This window comes from Xanthomonas cannabis pv. cannabis, from assembly GCF_000802365.1.
Taxonomy (GTDB): Bacteria; Pseudomonadota; Gammaproteobacteria; order Xanthomonadales; family Xanthomonadaceae; genus Xanthomonas; species Xanthomonas cannabis.
In genome coordinates this window covers 1-18,501 of the sequence record NZ_JSZE01000062.1, presented here as the reverse complement: position 1 = coordinate 18,501, position 18,501 = coordinate 1, and the positions used below count along the sequence as shown (strand labels likewise).

At 61.8% G+C, this 18,501-nt stretch carries 11 protein-coding genes and 1 other RNA gene; 1 reads left to right on the top strand and 11 read right to left on the bottom strand.

The annotated features are described in order from the left end of the window. Positions 1–236: 236 nt before the first annotated feature. The 11 genes from OZ10_RS11945 to OZ10_RS11915 all read right to left on the bottom strand — a co-directional run bounded on the left by OZ10_RS11945 (position 237) and on the right by OZ10_RS11915 (position 17,772). The gene (locus tag OZ10_RS11945) at positions 237–587 is read right to left on the bottom strand and encodes a SymE family type I addiction module toxin (RefSeq protein ID WP_039406989.1); all 351 of its coding nucleotides are present in this window, start codon (positions 585–587) and stop codon (positions 237–239) included. A gap of 859 nt (positions 588–1,446) precedes the next feature. Next, a complete protein-coding gene (locus OZ10_RS21300; protein WP_202903007.1) occupies positions 1,447–2,211 on the bottom strand; it encodes a DUF4747 family protein in 765 nt (254 codons plus the stop codon). A gap of 746 nt (positions 2,212–2,957) precedes the next feature. Continuing rightward, a complete protein-coding gene (locus OZ10_RS22195) occupies positions 2,958–3,461 on the bottom strand; it encodes a hypothetical protein (RefSeq protein WP_158002172.1) in 504 nt (167 codons plus the stop codon). 149 nt (positions 3,462–3,610) lie between these two features. Next, a complete protein-coding gene (locus OZ10_RS21295) occupies positions 3,611–4,411 on the bottom strand; it encodes a hypothetical protein (protein ID WP_236726976.1) in 801 nt (266 codons plus the stop codon). 174 nt (positions 4,412–4,585) lie between these two features. Further along, positions 4,586–5,281: a hypothetical protein gene (locus OZ10_RS11940; protein WP_039565062.1), complete on the bottom strand. Its 696-nt coding sequence runs from the start codon at positions 5,279–5,281 to the stop codon at positions 4,586–4,588. A gap of 227 nt (positions 5,282–5,508) precedes the next feature. Then, positions 5,509–9,318, bottom strand: a complete 3,810-nt coding sequence (locus OZ10_RS11935) for a LamG-like jellyroll fold domain-containing protein (RefSeq protein ID WP_039565060.1) — start codon at positions 9,316–9,318, stop codon at positions 5,509–5,511. Positions 9,319–9,392: 74 nt separating this feature from the next. After that, positions 9,393–9,469: non-coding RNA, sX9 sRNA (locus tag OZ10_RS20640), on the bottom strand. 67 nt (positions 9,470–9,536) lie between these two features. After that, on the bottom strand, positions 9,537–10,565 hold the full coding sequence (gene pelA, locus OZ10_RS11930) for a pectate lyase (RefSeq protein WP_039565057.1): 1,029 nt from the start codon (positions 10,563–10,565) through the stop codon (positions 9,537–9,539). After that, the gene (locus tag OZ10_RS11925) at positions 10,565–11,542 is read right to left on the bottom strand and encodes a pectinesterase family protein (RefSeq protein WP_039565056.1); all 978 of its coding nucleotides are present in this window, start codon (positions 11,540–11,542) and stop codon (positions 10,565–10,567) included. The genes pelA and OZ10_RS11925 overlap by 1 nt, the downstream gene beginning before the upstream one ends. 12 nt (positions 11,543–11,554) lie before the next feature. Beyond that, on the bottom strand, positions 11,555–14,755 hold the full coding sequence (locus tag OZ10_RS11920; RefSeq protein WP_039565054.1) for a TonB-dependent receptor: 3,201 nt from the start codon (positions 14,753–14,755) through the stop codon (positions 11,555–11,557). A gap of 248 nt (positions 14,756–15,003) precedes the next feature. Beyond that, positions 15,004–17,772: a TonB-dependent receptor gene (locus OZ10_RS11915; protein WP_039565053.1), complete on the bottom strand. Its 2,769-nt coding sequence runs from the start codon at positions 17,770–17,772 to the stop codon at positions 15,004–15,006. A gap of 285 nt (positions 17,773–18,057) precedes the next feature. On the opposite strand from OZ10_RS11915, the gene OZ10_RS11910 reads away from it, so the two are divergent. Continuing rightward, the coding region (locus OZ10_RS11910; protein ID WP_039565065.1) for a PfkB family carbohydrate kinase at positions 18,058–18,501 on the top strand (444 nt) is incomplete at its 3' end.

The following is an 18,501-nucleotide window of genomic DNA, read 5'->3' as shown; positions in this document are numbered from 1 at the left end:
CCAAGAAAGCAATTGGCGGCATGACGCCGTCCGCTTATGCCCAACATCTGGCAAACACCGATATCATCAACCCCGGACTCTAAACCCGACCGCTACTCAGGGCGGGGGGACGTCGATGCGAGAGCAGTAACAGGCACCGTCATTACTGCGCCTCATCGCATGGTATGAAGTCGCAGCCCCAACCACCACTTGCGTCTTAGCCCACAACCCAAGAAATGCGAAGGCGGTACCGCGCGTTAGTCCGTGGGTACCACGCTGACGACTAGCTCGCCGTTGCGCATAGTTATGTTGAGTTTGCTGCCGATGGTGAAGCCGAGTTGTTCCAGCCAGCGGCCGCGTAGGCGCAAGGTGGGGATGCGTTGGTGGCTGGCGGGGTAGTAGCCGTAGCCCACGGTGCAGTGTTGCGGGGCACGCGGGTGGCCCGGGCGTGGGGGGCGGCGTTCGGTGCGGGGCTCGGGGATCGGCGTGCGCTCAAGGTACGGCGGTGGCTTGAGTGTGGGGTCGAGGGTGCGCCAGACGACCTCGGTGGGCGGCGGCACCTTGGTGCGCTTGCGTGCTGATGTGGGACGGGACGTGGATCGACGCATGGCAGAGCCCTCCTTGACGAACAGGCCCCGCCGCCGGGTGGCGACGGGATGTCGGGAGGTTAGAAACCGCAGAGAGCCGGCGGGCGTATTTCCTCGAAGGGTGTTGTATTAGCCGCCCTCCCGACGCAGGCATCGCGTCGGTTGCGCCCGCAAGAATCTGCAAGCACAAAAAACCCACCGGTTTGACGGAGGTGGGTACCGCTCTCTGAGGAGTTTCTACGCTCCTTGAAGTGGAGCTTGCTGCGAGTTTCTTGTGATGTCAACTGTGTCAGGTGGCATCGCGCTAATAACATTTGAGGAGTGCCGCTGCACCGATGCAACACCGGAGAGATATCCCTGAACCCCCATCCAACCAATTTATCTCAAAAAGTGAACGCGACCCCGGCCACCAATTAGCTGTGTTGTATCAAGAGTTCTCGAATACGACTGCGGGCAAACGTAAGCGTTGCTGCAACTACGAGCGACACCCCGAGTGCCCCCACAAATAGTGCCCCAATTGCGGCATGATCTAGGCCCTTACCGAGTAGCCAAAGCGCGACTGCCACGGCCGCCGCTACACCACTGAATGCAAGCGCTACATACAGGCGACCGACAAGAAGACCGTAATATGGCCAAGCATAGAGCAGCCTGTTTGCTTCTTTGTCAACGGGATTGCGTATATCGCCAAACAAGGTGACGGACCAAGCGAATAGCCCAGTGGGCACAACAGTTACATACTTCCAATTCTCTGAATCACTCACTAGCTTCGTGCCGATTTCGCTGAAGGCGCCGGGAAAGTGGAATAGCAGCGCCCAAACTGTGAGCGTGACTAGTAGCTCCGGAGAAATTAGGATAGCTGTTAGTATGTTCCGCGCCAGCATTAACCATGCTCCATGTAACGATCGCTCTTAATCCGCTCAAAATTTTCATTTGCAGCTACATATAGTTCTTCTGGATTTGGATTCTTGTCGAAGGCGAAATTCGCAATGGTCTCCGAGGTCTTAATCACAACTGTCTCGCCGTCGATCCTTCCACGAATGGTTCCTGAGCCGTAGCCATCAACTGCCATAAGGATTGCAGCGTCGCCGATAGGGACGGGGCTAAATAGTTCTGACCTTGGGTATTCCAAGGTGCCCGAATAGCTGGACGCTAGCTCAGGAAGAACTGAGTGCAATGCCTCGCCAGGACCAGCATCTTCAGTCAGGTTGAGGCGATCAGCGTTCCGCCGGAGCAGGTAGTCCTTCAGATTCTCCCAGAGCGGCCCAAAAAGGGGGTTCGGGGGTGATACGCGACTTTGAATCTTGTAGATCGCGTCCAGCGCTGATACTCGAACGGCGAAAGCGCGCAGATCAGTAATAAGTCGGATCTGGCAATCGACAAAGAAGTTGTCGAGGGACGCTTCAACAATCGCGCAGAATCGGCGAATGAAAGTCGCGTGGTCGATTTGTGTGGAGGTCGTTTGAAACGCAATTCCCGAATGCCGGGGAATATAGACAAACGGGGCTGAAGCCACTAACAAATTTGGCTCGATTTGGGAGCCTGTTGATAGCGTGGTGGGGTCAACGACGTCTACCCGACCTTCGGGAAGATAACGAGCGAGACGACCGAATACATATTCATGCTCCTCGTCGAATTGCACGTTCACGAGCGCCCAGTTTCCGCCGCGTGATTGAATCGGCTGGGGTGATGCTAGCGCCTGCATAAGAGACGCTTGAGTAAGCGAACCTAGCTTTAGCACCCGGCCGAGGTAGTACGTTCCACTATGCGCCACAACAGTTCCCCCGAATAGCAATGAGCTTGAATTAAGACACGCCGCGAAGCGGCATTGGCTTCAATGAATTGTTAGGCCGCACTCGATGTGTCCAGAGGCATCGCCAAGGTTCCAAAGCCCTACTCATCGATGATTGAGCGGACTTTATAAGGAACGGGGTCGAGTCGACCTCCTTAGTGAACGCGAGTCCGTATCCTCGGGTTCGTCTTCGATCAATTTTGGCGATCATCAAATCGATGGAATTCCCAGCCTCAGCATCGTAGAATCGGGCACCAAGCAGATTGCACAATCTATGCAAAGTTGCATATTCTCTTTGACGCAAAGTACGGATGTGGTCCGCGGCTCCTCGTTATTATCCTCAGGCTCCTCGATTCGGAAATTAAGTGCCAAGCTTGCGTCGTCAGCTAGCACGGAACTTCCGATTTCAGGCAAGACATCCTTCCTCGAACCAAGCGGCTCTGGAGCCCAGTCCTCAGGCAACTCATCAATTTTTTTATTTGCTCGCAAGATAATTCCGATGCTTGCCATGAGTTCTAACGACCAGATGAGTCCAACCCGTTAGGAAACGCAGACAAGTTGGTTTTTAAGGTAAACCTGACCCCAGTTCTTATTACCACCACTTACCGCTTGAATAAGCCGTTAGCCCCTAGGTCATCCCTTGCAAGCTTTATTAATTCTGACAGGTATTGATCAACAATGACATAGATCCTACCGGCATGCGCTCCCCATGCAAATTCTTCTTCCTGTGGATTCTCATGCCACTCTTCAGCTGAGTTGTGACGCTCCGTATAGAAGTCATCCTTGAATTTCTCAAGCATTGAGCAGAAATCTTTCGATAGTAGCAAGGGGCCAATTGTAACCTGCCGAAGAACTTCTCTTTGAGCCAGAGCATACTCGTTTGCGATATCTTTCGTACCAGCTGAGGGAAATAAGTAAACATTCGACTGGGTCTCGCTTGCCCAGTGGGCAATTGACTCTAAACTACGTAGCACACCTTGATAGGCAGTGTACTTTTCTTTCCAAAGCTGCTCTTTCCTAAATTTTCTTGTGGCAATCCACACAGCAAAAAGTGCAGCGGTACCTGGAACAACCATATCCTTGAATATTTTTATATCGTCCAGCAACTTAATGAGCTCCATTGGTGCCTAGCGTCTGAGTTATGCCGTCCCGCTAAAGGGGGCGGCTAGAAGTAATTTTTAGCGCAGTCACGGCTGATCACTGAAAATCGGCAGGCTCATTTTCTAGTAGGCTGGCCTCGTTACTCAGGAGAGCCTCATAATCGAATTAAGTTACGCCGTGCTACAAAGCGGCTTTTCCTGAGAGAAATTTTGAGCCGTCCATGCGACTTACGACGTTTTTGACGGCTTCCAACCAGCGCGGATTCATAGTCCACGTATTTCTTAACAGAGATATTGGTGCGCACCTGCTCTAAGCGCCTGAAGTGTCCATCGAAGTCTCGCTGAAAGGTCGTAGGACTTACAACGAGGTCATGTGCTGCATCAGCGAGATGGCCCAGCAGTGCGTACTTAAACTGCAGTGACTGAAAGTTCTCCTTGTTGATGAGCAAATATTTTTCGGACTCAACGGCGGTTCCCTCGTTGTTGAACGGATACACCCACTGTCCGTGGGCAAGCTTGTTACGAATTTCGATGATGATCTTCAGCTCGCCGGAAAGGACGCTATGAAGCGCATCTCTGCGAGCGGCATGAGAAACACCAAGAACCCTGGAATCTAAGTCGGCTTTGGGAATTTGGTGGTGCTTGCGAAATGCAAGGTCCACCGTACGCTGCCATTGGCCTAGTTGCGTGTCGACTGCCAGGATCTCTCCTCGCTCATCATTCGTAAAGCCATACTGCTCGTGAAGTAGCTTTCGAAGGCGACACTCTGCCCAAGCTCCGAGTAGAAACGAATAGAGTCGCAACATTGAGCGTAGACTTTTCTGTGGATCGCGGCCCGCAATCTCTGCCTTAGCAAGCCTCGCTGTCTGAACTATGGCGCGCTCTAGCTCACGTAGATTTGCTACGTGATGCTTATACATCTTGCTAGGCGCCCTAGCTGTAATCGTCACCGCCAAAGGACACTCCTTGAATGGCCTTTGGCGGTGGGGATTCGAACCCCACAAATACTCTCCTCACGGAGCGTGTTTACCTTTACACCATCGCCCAGTAGCATCGTACAGAAGTCTCGTTAAGAAGGCTAATACCCGAATTAAGCCACGTCGCGACGCCGCGTCGGCTTGAAGGAATTGTTAGCTGCCAGCGTGCTGTGCCTCGAGAGCCGCATCATTGGCTCGTAGCCACTCCTCAAGTTGTTCTAGCTGTTGTGGCCAGACATCATTGTACTCATGCTCGAAGACCGCGAAAACGAATGCGGTTCCGGGTTCTTGCTCCATGCCGAAGAACTGAATCCAATTGTTAACAAAGTGGGTCTCATATTTTTCCGGATCTGTTGAAGAATAGCCATATAGCACGCCGTCGTAGTTGGGATGTGCGCTCTCACTGAGCTTTTGATGCATCTCGGTGAGTCCAGGATGTGCTTTGTCTGCCTGCGCCAGAACCGTAAGTATGTTGACCGCAGCGAATGAAGTTGTTCCATTCTTTGATCCCATCAGCAGTTGCTTTGTGATCTCCTCAAAGTCGAAGAACGAGAGAGTGCCGATTAGGACTGCTTTAGTCTTCTGGTTGAGATATATCAAGATTCCTAGCGTCTCTATTGCGCTGCGGAGCAGAATGCGCGCGCCCAGTATGTGGTTATGCTCGGCTAGTAGAAGCGTTTGCTGCCCGAGGTCATGCATGCGCCACAGCAGTGCTTCTCGAACCACGATGCTCCGATAAGGCGCCTTCCACTTATGCGCGATCGTGCAACGAGTAAGGAGGCCGCCAACACTCACGTCCTGGCATAGCGACTGGGCCCACCGATTTAGCTGTTCGCGAGGTGTTTCCATGACAGCTCACCACTATTGGACCGCCTAAGCGCGGCATAACGTGATCCTCGCCGACTACCCGGCTATGGTCAATCGCTACAGGCGTTCAAGCTCATTTTCAGCCGCGCAGCTGCCTCTTATGCGAAGTCTTAGACCGCACCTCTGTGGGCTCATCTTTCACACCGAATTATTCGCAGCCTAACGTCGATATCCAGAAAACGCTCTGCTCAAGATAGTTGACTACGCTTTCAGGGCACCACCAGCGTGTTGTTACGTTGAGTCACCTCATCAACCTCCCCTTTCGTCACCAACCGCAACTGCACGCCCTTACCAGCGCTACCGGCCGGCACCGCCAACCGAACAAACGCTGTCCTAGGCACCAAATCCCGCGGAGCTTCCAACGCCGGGAACGCAGCTCTTGCCAACTCCTTCCCTCTCGCATCCTCCAACACCACAAGCCCTGCCGGTGCATCGGCATGGCCGAGACTGTGCACAGTCACTTCGATGGCGTCTGCAGTCACGCGCACATCGCCATGACCAATGCCCAGGTCCGGGCGCAGTTCGACCGGGATGGTGGCGGCGATGCGTTCGAGCTGCAGGATGGTGGTGCGGCCTGCGGGGAAGTCGATGTCGATGGAAGCGCTTTTTTCGAAAGCGTGCTCTTGCGTGTTGGCGTTGCTGTCGAGCTTGCCGTCGTTGCCTTTACTCACGCCCTGGGTGATGCGCCATTGGCCCGGGGCGACGTTCCAGCCGGTCATGCTGGCGCGCTGAGATTTACTGGAGGTGTTGTAGGCGATGACGGTGAAGCGGTCTTGCCGGGGTGCGGGGATGGCAATGGCGACCTGGGTGGCGGCCTCTGGATCGGCGAAGCGCCAGCTCACGGTGTGGCCGGGGTAGGTCTGGTTGCGCTTGAGCGCCACTCCCCCTAAGCGTGCGCGCTGCAGATTGACCGTGGGGGATTCCACGCGGTCGCTCCACCAGTGGCCTTCGGTGTTCATGTAGAAGTTCTGCAGTTTCTCTCTTGCCTCGCTTTGGTAAATGGCGGCGAGATACTCGAGGTTACCGGTCTGCTCCCAGGCCACATGGTGCGGGAAGTCCGGGGCGCTGCCGTCGTCCTTGTTTGCGGCATCGATGAGCTTGCCGCTCCAGTCGTTGCGCTTGCCCATGACATCGAGGAAGTTTTCGTTGAGCAGCGACAGGCCGTTGGGGCCGCTGTTGGCGACGCGGTAGTCGATTGGCTTGAGATAGCGCTGCTCGCCAGTGAAGCGGTAGGCGGCCCAGAAGGTGTGCAAGGTGTCGGCGCCGCCGCTGCCTTCGAACAGTTCGCCGCCGCGGGTTTTGCCGGTTTGCCAGTTGATCTCGTTGGGCAGCGCCCAGTTGCCCTTGGCGTTGGTGTAGGCGTGGGCGAGGTAGCCATCTGCTAACCCGGTGACGATGCGGCGGCTGTTGGGGTCGGCGTTATAGCCGCCCAGCAGGATGGCCGGGTGCACGATGGGGAAGGAGTACGGTTTTTGCCATTGCCAGTTGGGCTCGCGGTAGACCTTGCGGCCGCCGAACCAGTTGCTGGCAAACAGCAGGTGGCCTTGCGGGTTGACCTGGATGATGGTGTCGAAGGCCTTGACGGTGTGCATCAGGCGCTCGACGGTGCGCGGGTCGCCCCAGTTGAGGTACAGCAGGGCGCTGTTGAGGTTGATGCCCTCTTCGTAGGAATGCAGCTCGTCGGTTTCGATGGTGGACAGGCCGTTGGTGAACATGCCGTTGCGGTAGTTGGCATCGGACAGCGCCAGCATGGAGGCGTTGAGCATGTCCGGGTCCACGCCCATCAGCGCGACGCCGGGCCATTGCTGCACCAGGTCCGAGTCGTCGGAGATGCCGCCGCCGAAATCGCCGTAGGCCACCTGGCGCTGCTCGATCCACCAGCGGATGTAGCGGCGGGTGGCGCTGAGGTCCTGCAGCTGCCAGAACGCCCAGGCGGGCACGCCCTTGGGCACGCTGGGCAGTTCGACAGGCAACGCGCCCTGGTTGGCGTAGCTGATGTCGTTCCAGTATTCGCGGCCGAGCGCGTGGTCCGGGTCCACGCGCAGCAGGTCGGTGATGTCGGCGTCCAGGCGCTTGTAGAGCAGCTGGCGCTTGGAGGTTGTGTGTTCTTCGACCAGGAAGCCCCAGTTGTCCTTGACCTGGTTGAAGCGGTCGGCGACGTGCTCGGCGATGGCCTCGGCGCGCGGCTTGAACACCAACTGCAGCTGGGTGCCGTCGAGTGCGTTGGCATCGAAGCCGGGCGCGGCGGCGGCGATGCTGAGCATCAGGCTGTCGTTGCTGAGGATGCGATCGCGCAGGTCCAGCCACAGCGTACGGGCCTGGCCGGGGGTGACTGCGACCGAGACGTCGAGCATGTCACGCGCGGGCCAGATGGGGTCCTTGATGCGGATGTTGAGCGGGATGCTGCCGTTGTGGGTGGCCGGCAGGTTGAGCGCGGGCAGGATGATGGCGATGCCGTCCAGACCGTCGTGCATGTTCTCCCAGCCGTAGGACCAGCTGCGCATCAGCGCCTGGTCCGGTGGCGGGTTGCCCAGGCTGGAGGGCACCAGGATGTGCACGATGGGTTGCTGCGCGCTTGCTGCGGCCTTGTCGCTGGGGCGCTTGCGCGCCGGTGCCTTGGTGGGCAGCGCGATGACGGTCTGGCGCTCGCCTGGCGGGTAGCGGCCGGCGATGACATCGCGCAAGGGGGCGAGGTTGTCGTAGTCGGGCTGGATGTCGCTGCGCACGGTGTAGCTGAGTTGCGCGCTGCCCTTGGGCACCTCGCCCGGCTGCACGTTGTAGGCCCAGATTTCCTGGATGGGGGTTTCCTGCGCGGTGTTGGCAAAGCGCAGGGTGCCGCCACGGCGCTGGGGGAACTGGTCCACGCTGCGCACCACGCCCTGGCTGCGCGCGAACAGCGGCTGCGCCTGTGCATTGGGCGCGGTGTAAGTGGCCTGGCCATAGGCGGCGCCGCGCAGCTCGATGCGGTTGAAGGCCTCGTCCGGCAGGGTGAGGTCCAGCGCCTTGCCGCCTTCGACATAGGTATTCCAGTCCGGCAGCTGGAAATAGTCGTCGCGCCCGGGCAGGCGCGAGCGGTTGTAGACGCCGGGCCAGGTGGTCTCGGCGATGCCGTCGGTGGCCTTCCACATCCATTGTTTGAGGTCGCGTGCGTCGGCGAACTCCACCTTGCGGATGCGGGTGACCGGTGCGGTGAGTGCGGGCGGTGCGTGGCCGTTGTCCCAGCCGTAGCGGTGCAGGAAGGCAGTGTGCTGCGCATCGCCGGTGGGTGATTCGGCGCTTGTGGGCTCCTGCAGGCGGGCGAGTGCGGCAGCGCCGCTGCCGTCGAGCATGCGGTCGTAGATGCGGATCTCGTCGAAGTCGCTGCCGCGCAGGAAGTTGTAGCGGCTCTGTACCTGGTGCGGCGACATCACGCGCCCGGCCAGGCCGAACTGGTCGAGCGCGGCGTCGTAATCGAGCGCGCCGCCGTTGGCGCAGGGTGCGCCGCAGTCCACGCGTGCGGCCTCCTTGCCGTCCACATACAGGCGCACGCCGCGGGTTTCGTCCCAGGCAAAGGCGATATGGGTCCAGTCGCTGGCAGTGGGGGGTTTATCCAGCTTGAAGGAAACGCGGGTGCGCGCAAGGTTGGCGTCGGTGACGAAGGCGTCGAAGCCGTGGCCATTCCAGTCGATGCGCAGCCAGGCCATGTCCCAGCTGGTGTGGTCGGCGTAGCCGACGCGGAAGATCACGAACGGCGCTTCGCCAACGGGATAGCGCGAGCGCCAGAAGAAGCCGAGCGTGCCGCGCTGGGTGTAGAGGTTGCCGGGGGCATTCCACGACAGCACGCCGTCGTCGGCCCATTCGATGGCGTTGCCACGTTTGCCGGTGGGCACCAGGGCGATCTTGTCGCGAAAGTTGGGCACGCCATCGCCGCGGGCGACATCCGCGTCCAGGCTGCGATCGGCGGACACGCGAAACAGCAGTTCCGGTGCCGCAACGGAGGCCGCGCTTGCCGGCAACGCGATCAGACACACCACACCCATCAAAAGCTTCAGCACGCTTACCTCACTTCAAAAAGAACGTCGCCGCGCGGGGGCGCCGCGCGGCGGGGGAGAGCGGCTAACAGAACGTAGCGAGCAGTCGTCAGATGGGTGCGGACGGCGCGCTTAGAACCGGAGTGTACGAGTGGTACATGCCGATTCCGAGCACCGGCCGCACCCGCCTGGCGGCTGCGCAGGTGTTCTGTTAGCTGCTCTCACTGTTATAGCCCGTTGGCGGCACGCCACTTGGGGATATCTTCTTTCAACAGCTTGTCTGGCCAGGTGCCGTGCCAGGCGTAGCCGACGCGGCGTTCGTTGGGCACTTTCATGTAGTCGGTCAATGCAACGCCGTCGCGGTTGGCATAGAGCGGGCGTTGATTCTGCAGGTCGTAGAAGCGTGCCCACAAGGACGCACCCGGTTGCGCGACCAGGATCACATCCTTGCCGGTTTCCTGGGTGGGGTCGTCGATCTTCTTGGTGGCCAGGTCGCGCATGCGATGGGTGTCGAACCAGACAGCCGCCGCCTGCACCGCCGTCTTGATCTTGGCCGAGGGGTTGGGCTGGCGCATCAGAAAGCGCACGATGCTGACCGATTCGCCCGACGACAACGAAGCCAGCTCATACGCGCGCGCCTTGGCCGGCTTGAGGGTGACCTCATCGTATTGCGCGCCCCAGATGGTGAGCGTGCCGCCGATCTTGACCTGGGTGGCGAGCACGCATTCCAGGCCCTTGGCCACGGCCTGGGTGGACTTGGCGCCGTGGCTGCTGCGTAGCTGCGCGCCGGTGTCGCCCTTGCCCTCGCCGATGTCCTGCAACAGGTTGAGCACGCGCACCATGGCGTCGTCGTTGTAGGTGATCTGGTGGTGGTAGGACGACAGGTCCGGGTAGAACTGCGGCCAGCCGCCATTGGCGTATTGCGCCTTGAGCAGGTAGTCCACGCCGCGGCGGGCGGCGGCGATGTACTTGGCGTTCTTCTCGTTCTTGAAGGCAGTGGCCAGGTACGTGATTTCGTACGTGGTGGCCTTGTTGTCGATGGTGGCATCGTCCTTGCGGCCGGGCTGCTGCAGTTCGGCAATTTCTGCGGCGGTGAAGGTGCGCGTGTAATCCACCGCCACGCCCTTGTACTGCTTGGACCAGCCACCGGAGGCGGTCTGCAGCAGCAGCATGTTGTCGGCGATGGTGTCGGCCATGGCCGAGAGCGGGGCCAGCAGCAGCGCGCCGGTCAACGCGAAGGTTGAGAACTTGATCATCAGAACGGCCTCCAGGTGCCGAGGATGGCGGTGCGGTCTTGCGCGGCGGCCTGGGCAGCGTTGAGCTGGCGCGACCATTTCACGCGGCGCGAGGGGTTGGCGCCGGGGCCGCTGCTCTGGTATTCGCTGTAGCGGGCGGTGGCCTCGTTGGCGGCGTTGCCCCAGTTGTTCCAGCCTTCGGGCAGGATGTGCGCGCCGAGCTGGCTGCTGATGAAGCTGACGCTGGCATACGGGCGCCACGGGCGGCCCAGGTGCACGCGGCTGACGCCGCTGGCAGCGGTGACGCGGGCATTGCGGAACACGAAGCCGCGTGCAGCCTCCTGCGGGGTGGAGGCGGCGGTGAGATAGCCATCGCCCAGCGAGTGCAGCTGCACGTTTTCGAACAAGGCGGTGCCGGCGCCGAACACGAAGTCCACGGTGCCTTCGACGTAGCAGTCGAGGAAATACGACAGCTTGGCGCCACGCAGATAGAGCGTGTCTTGGTAGCCGAGAAAGCGCACGTTGCGGAACGCGGCGCGGTCGCCATCCACGCGCACCGCCACCGCCTGCCCGACCGGGCCTGCGTGATTGCCAAAGGCCAGTTTTTCCGCAGTGAAGTCGTTGCCGGCAATGATGACGCTGGACGAGCCGGAGGTGCCGTATTCGGTGCCGGTGGCCGGATTGATGCGCGAAGCGTAGTTGTCGTAGGTGATGACGGTTTGGGTGGCGCCGGCGCCGGTGAGCTTGAGCGCCGGTGCGTTGGACGGCACTACGATCAGTTCCTGGTAGGTACCGGCGCCGATGGTGATCTGCGCGCGTTTGCCGCCCTGCACGGCGGCATCAATGGCGGCCTGCACGGTGCGGTAGCCGGCGCTGCCCTGCTTGGCCACGGTGTAGACCGGGTCGGCGGCAAAGGCAGCATTGCTGCCCAGCGACAGCCCCGCCAGCACGGCGGTGGCGACGAAGGTGCGTAACACGTTCCTGCGATGCGGTTGCATGCGTTGCTCCTGTCAGAACTTGTAGCGCGCGCCGACGTAGTACTGACGCCCGGTGACGGTGTACTTGTCGGGCAGTTCCAGCGTGGAATCGACGTAGCGGCGGTCGGGGGTGTCGAGCAGGTTGATCGCCTCGAAGGTCAGCGAGATGTGGTCGTTGAGCTTGTAGGACATGTTGAAATCGACGTTTTCAACGCTGTATTTGCCGGTGACATCGGCAGTGACCAGGCGACGCCCGTCCAGGTCGTAGACGTCTTCCTGGGCCAGGATGTTGTTGATGTAGCCATCGCGGTAACTGGTGGACACGCGCGCACTGAAGCGGCCGTCGTCGTAATAGACGGTGGCGTTGTAGGACTGCGGCGAGAGGTTGAGCAGGTCGCGCTCGGTGGCGGTGGTGGTGATGCTGGTGTTGCTGTTGCCGGCGGTACTGAACAGGTAATTGATCTTGGAATCGACCTGGGTGTAATTGAGCTGGATGCCGAAGTTGCGCCAGAAGCCGGGCAGGAAGTCGAAGGCCTGCTGGTAGGTCAGCTCGAAGCCCTTGAGCGGGCCACCGGGGGTGTTGAAGTAGCTCTGCACATTGAAGATGGTGTCCGGCGTAAAGCCTGCCGGGAGCAGGTCCAGCGAGTAGCCCATCGCTTCCCAGGTGCTGAGCACGCGGGTGCGCTGCACGTAGCTGTCGATGTCCTTGTAGAACACCGCTGCCGACAGCAGCGAGCCTTCGCGGAAGTACCACTCGGCGCTGAGGTCGTAGTTGGTGGAGCGGAACGGGTCGAGCTTGGGGTTGCCCAGGTTGATCGAGAAAAAGCGCCCGTCGTCGAAGAACTGGGTGGGGCCGCCGCTGACGCTGGGCGACAGGTAGGCCAGCGTGGGGCGTGCCATGGTCTTGGCCGCACCGAAGCGCAGCACCACCTCATCGCTGACATCCCACGAGAGGTTCAACGAGGGCAGGATGTCGCGGTAGTTGTGGTTGACGGTGGTGGGCACCAGCAGGCGCTCGCCGGGGCTGGCGGTGGCGCTGGCCACGCCGAAGAACGACTCGCAGTTGGGCGAGATGGCGCCGGCGGCAGTCGCCGTGCACGGTGCATAGCCGCTGGCGGCGATCTGCGTCTGCACATAGCGCACGCCCAGGTTGCCACGCAGCGCGCGGCCCCACAGGTCGGTGTTGAAGTCCAGCTGCAGGTAGGTGCCCAGGCTCTTTTCGTTGACCGCGAAGTTGTTGTTGGACGAGCCGAAGTGGCCGACATCGGCCAGGCGGTAGTCGCCACCGGGCACGCCGGTGTCGCAGTTGCAATTGATGTTGAGCAGGTCGGCGACCTTCTGGAAATCCGGAATCACCCAGGTGGTGGGGAAGCTGCCGTTCAAGCTGCGGCCGAAGCCGTCCAGGTTGGTGCTCAAGTCATTGACGCCCACACCGGCCGGCAATGCCTGCGCCAATCGCCCGTAGGAGATGTTGCGCGACTCCGACGTGTCCATGTCGTAGTTCTTGTAGGCCAGCCCGGTGTGGAAGGTGAAGGTGGGGCTGATGTTGAATTCCAGGTCCACCTTGGCGGTGTCGAAGGTGTTGCCCACCGACTGCGGGTTGAGCCGCACCTCGCTGATGTTGGTGCCGCGCGCGGTGCCGTTGCTGTTGACCGGCACTGCGCCATAGCCCAGCCACTGCCAGTTGTTGGGGTTACCCGCGTCGAACGGGAAGCTCATGCTCGGGTAATCGCCGCCACCGCGGCGGTCGAGCACGAAGCCGTCCAGATTGGTGTTGTCGAAACTCACCATCGAAAACTCGGGGCGTTCGTAGTCCGAGGTCGAGTGGCCGACCAAGGCATTGACACGCACCTGGTCGTTGAAGCGGTGCGCCAGGTCCAGGCTGAATTGCTTGAACTCGGTGGATTCTTCGATGTTGCTGGATTCGGTGCGGAAGTCGACGTTGTCGAACACGCCATAGGTGAGGCGGTTCTGGTCGTCCACCTGCGCCTCGCGCACGGCAATCTGGGTCTTGCCGCCGAAGTTGGCGGTGCGGTGCAGGTTGGCACCGACCGAGTCTTCGCGCTGGTCCTTGTCCAGCTTGGAATACAGCATGTCGAAGTTCAGCAGGGTGTCGTCGCTGACCTTGAATTGCAGCGCGCCGGTCACGCCCAGCCGTTTGATTTCATGATCGGTACGGATGTAGCGCGGGTAGCGCGGAATCCAGGCGTTGGTGGCGGTTTCGTAGGCCTGGATGTTCTCCGGCGTGTTGGCCGGGCGCGGGATGCCGGTGCCGCAATTGGTGGCGCTGATGCCGTAGCTGCCCCAGCCGTTGTTGCGGTCCTGGTTGGCCTGCGAGCCGACCCCGGCAGGGGTTTCATTGGCCAGCGGATTGCGCGGGGTCTGCGGGTTGTAGCCCACCGGCGAACAGAAGCCGTAGGTGCCGTTGTTGGTGGCGGTGCTCTGGTTGGAGTTGCGGTAGTTGCCGTGCTCCCAGCGCACCGGGTTGTAGCCTTCTTCGCGCAGGTGGCGCTCGCTATACGACACCGACATCAACGCACCGACGCGGCCATCGGCCCAGATGTTGCTGATCAGGCCGGAGAAGCGCGGATCCTTTTCGCGCGAGAGATCGTTGTAGCCGTACTGCGTGGACGCCGCCGCTTCGAAGCCATCGAAGTCGAACGGGCGCGAGCCGCGCAGGTCGACCGTGGCGCCCAATGAGCCTTCGTCCATCTGCGCCGACTGGGTCTTGCTGATGGTGACGCGGCTGAACAGTTCGGAGGCGAAGGTGTTGAAGTCGAAACCGCGGCTGCGGTTGACGCCATCGCTGCCACTGCCGGCGGTGGCCAGGGCTTCCAGCCCGTTGATGCGCACGCGGGTGAAATCCGAGCCCAGGCCGCGCACGGAGATCTGCTTGCCCTCGCCGCCTTCGCGGTCGATGGAGACGCCGGCGATGCGCTGCATCGATTCGGCCAGGTTCAGATCGGGAAACTTGCCGATGTCTTCGGCGTAGATGGCGTCCACCTGCTCCACGCTGTAGCGCTTGGCGTCCAGCGATTGCTGCAGGCTTTCGCGGTAGGTGGCCTTGACCTGCACGCGGTCCAGGTCCACCGCGTCGGTGGGCGTGGCCGGCGGGCCGACGGTTTGCGCGGCAGCGCTCACACCGTGCAAGGCCAGGACGATGGCCACCGACAGACGCGCGGTGGGCAGGCGGGCGGCCGCCAATGCGGCGGGACGACGCGAACGGACTTGCATGATGCACTCACTCCGGTGGCACTGCTGCAAAGACGCATGCAGCCTCCCCACAGGCCCGCGGCGTCGAATCGAGATGCGCCACCGGCAACACGGCAGGCCTCATGCGATGGCGTGCGCGTGGTGTGGCAGCGGCTAGAAACAGCACGCCCACCGCGTTGCAGACGCCCACCTCGGGTGGGCGCAGACACAGGCGCGATCAGGCGTTGGAAGAAGGCCCGCTGCGCATGTGCGCAGCGGGCGGGCGACACTTAGAACTTGTAGCGCAGGCCCAGCAGGTACTGCCGGCCGGTTTCGGCGTATTGCAGCGGCAACTGGCCGGTGCGCGGCGACGACACCCACTCGTCGGAGGCTTCGTTGGTGAGGTTGATGCCTTCCAGGCTCAGCTCCAGCTGCTTGCTGATCTTGTAGCGCAGCGAGGCGTCGAGCATGGTGGTGCCGGTCATGCCGTGCACGCCATCGACGTTGAAGCCGGCTTCCGCACCCGGTGCCTGGGTGAGGTAGTCGTCGCGGTTGGTGGCCGAGACGCGGCCGGCGAACATGTCGCCTTCGTAGAACAGCGTGGCGTTCCACGACGAGCGCGACAGGCCGAGCAGGTCGTTCTTCATCACCGGCGCGCCGCTGCTGGCCAGGTACTGGATCTGCGAATCGACCCAGGTGTAGTTGAGCTGCACGCCCAGGTTGGCCCACTTGCCCGGCAGGAAGGTGAAGGGCTGGGTGTAGTTGGCTTCCACGCCCTTCAGTTCGCCGCCCGGGGTGTTGAGCGGGATGCTGAAGGCGAAGTCGTCGTTGACGGTGGCGCCGGTGCCTTCCAGCAATTCGGCCGGCAGGCCGCTGCTGGAATACGGGCGCACTTCGCGCGCGGTCTGGATGAAGCTCTCGATGTCCTTGTAGAACACGCCGACACCGAGCATGGCGCCTTCGTTGAAGTACCACTCCAGGCCGAGGTCGACGTTGGTGGCTTCGATCGGGTCCAGGTCCGGGTTGCCGCCGGCCACGGTGCGCGCACCGCCGGCCACCGCCACGGTCACGCCGGGGGTGAGGCTGCCCAGGCCGGGACGCGACATCACCTTGGCCGCGCCAAGCCGCAGCAACAGGTCCGGGGCCAGCTCGGCCACCAGATTGAACGAGGGCAGCGTGTTGCTGTACTTGCGGCCCACCGTGGTCAGCGCCGGTGCGTTGTTGATCAGCGCGTAGCCGGTGGATTCCTGCTCGGTCTCCACGTAGCGCACGCCGAAGTTGCCCGACAGCGGGATGGAGCCCAGGTCGGTGGAGAACTCGCCCATCAACCACACACCGCGGTCCTTTTCTTCCACGCTGCGGCTGTTGTTGACGCGCGGGGCCACGGCGAAGGTGCCGCTGTTGCTGTAGATGCCGAACTGGTTGGCTACCGCATCCAGGTTGGGCACCACCCACGCCGCCGGGCTGCCGTTGATGCCCTTGAGCCCGGCCTGTTCGTTGAGGTCGGCCGGCACGATGCGCGTGCCATTGGCGAAGGTGGGCACGGCCAGTTCGTTGGCGCGGCGTAGTTCGACGGTGCTGAAACTGTAGTTCTTGGCCAGCACGCCGCCCTTGAGGCGGAAGCCGGGGCTGATGTTCCAGTTGAAGTCGATCTGGCCGGTGTCGAAGTCGTTGTCCACCGACTGCGGACGCAGGCGGATTTCTGCCAGCTCCCAGCCATTGGGATTGGTCGGGTCGATGCCGTAGTTCAGCACCGGCGCGCGGCTGTTGCCACGGTAGTCGTAGCTGTACCCGTCGACGTCGTACTTGTCCATGATGATGGTGGTCTGCACCGGGTTCTCGTGCGCCGAGCGCGAGGTACCAACGCGGGCATTGACGCTGAAGGCATCGTTGAAGCGGTGCTCCACATCGAAGCTGATCTGCTTGAACTCGGTGTTCCACTCGTCGTGGCGGTTTTCCGAGCGGATGTCGACGTTGTCGAATTCGCCGTAGACCAGTGCGTTGTTGCGGATCTCGCCGTTGCGCACGACGGTGGCCGGCTTGCCGGCGAGCACGGGGCGCGCATTGCCGCCGCGGCTGAAGGAGATCGCTTCGATGTAGTGCTCGTCGCGCTTGGCGTCGATCTTGGAATACAGCGCATCCAGCGACAGCGTGGTGCGATCGGTGGGCTTCCACTGCAGCGAGCCGGTGACGCCCAGACGCTGCTGGTCGTGGATCTGCTGGGTATAGCGCGGGAAGCGCGGGTGGTAGACATCGGCCGAGCGCGCGGCGGCGAACGGCGAGGTGGCGCTGAAGCCGCCATTGCTGGGGCCATTGGCCCAGCGGCCGGTGTTGGCGCCTTCTTCCAGCACTTCGCGCTCGGTGTAGGCCACCGACAGCAAGGCGCCGAAGGTGTTGTCGGCCCAGGTGTTGGCGATCAACCCGGCCACGCGCGGGTTGGCCTTCTCGGCCATGGCGTTATAGGCCGCCTGGCTGCTGGCGGCGAAGGTGAAGCCGTTGTAGTCGAACGGACGCGCGGTGCGCAGGTCGACGGTGGCGCCCAGCGAGCCTTCTTCCACGTCGGCCGAGGCGGTCTTGCGCGCGATCAGCTGCGAGAACAGGTCCGAGGCGAACACGTTGAAGTCGAAGCCACGGCCGCGGTTGGTGCCGCCGCTCTGGTCGCCGGCGCCCACGGTGGTGAGCGCTTCCATGCCGTTGATGCGCACGCGGGTGAACTCCGGGCCCAGGCCACGCACCGAAATGGCGCGGCCTTCGCCGGCCTCACGTGTGATCACCACGCCGGGGATGCGCTGCAGCGACTCGGCCAGGTTGAGGTCGGGGAACTTGCCGATGTCCTCGGCGACGATGGCATCGACCACGCCGGCTTCGCCACGCTTGATGTCCAGGGCCTTTTCCACGCTGGCGCGGTAGCCGGTCACCGTGACGGTGTCCAGATCCACGGCGGGCTCGGCAGGTGGGGCGGCGGCGTCTTGTGCGGCGGCGTGGCCGCTCAGCGCCAGGCCGATCGACAATGCCAGCAAGGTAACCGGTGTCTTCCGGCTGGTGGTCCGAAATTGCATGTCCTCCCCTCCCAAGGGTCCATGAACAATGTGAAATGCGGGGGTGTGAGCGGCAATGACACCGCTGGTCAAAACGACGTTACCAGCTGAATCGTCGTTCAACATCTTGCAGCGCAGCAGAAATGCGTCCGGATTTCGCCTAAATGGGGCGCAAGCCGTCACGCCGTGTCGCATAGTGGGTCTCACCCGCCGTGTTCCGTGAGGGCTAGAATGACACCGATGGTCATCGTAACGCGCTGCGGGTCCCCCACCCCGTGACGCACCACACAGCCGAGGTATTGCCGCATGAGTCGAACCCGCATCCTGTGTTTTGGAGAGTTGTTGCTGCGCCTGGGGGCGCCTGGCCACGCGCTGCTATTGCAGCAGCCCCGGCTGGACGTGCACTGCGGTGGTGCGGAGGCCAATGTCGGCGTCTCGCTGGCGCATTTCGGCCATGAGGTGGCCATGGTCAGCACGGTGGCGGACAACCCGCTGGGCGCGGCGGTGCTGGGCGAGCTGCGCCGCCACGACGTGGACACGCGCCACGTGCGGCGGGTGGACGGCCGCATGGGCCTGTACTTCCTGACCACCGGCGCGATCCACCGCCCCAGCGAAGTGGTCTACGACCGCGCCGATTCGGCGTTTGCGCTGGCGCCGGCCGATGCCTACAACTGGCCGAGCCTGCTTGCGGGCGTGCAGTGGCTGCACCTGTCCGGGGTGAGCCCGGCCCTGGGCGCGGAGGTTGCGCAG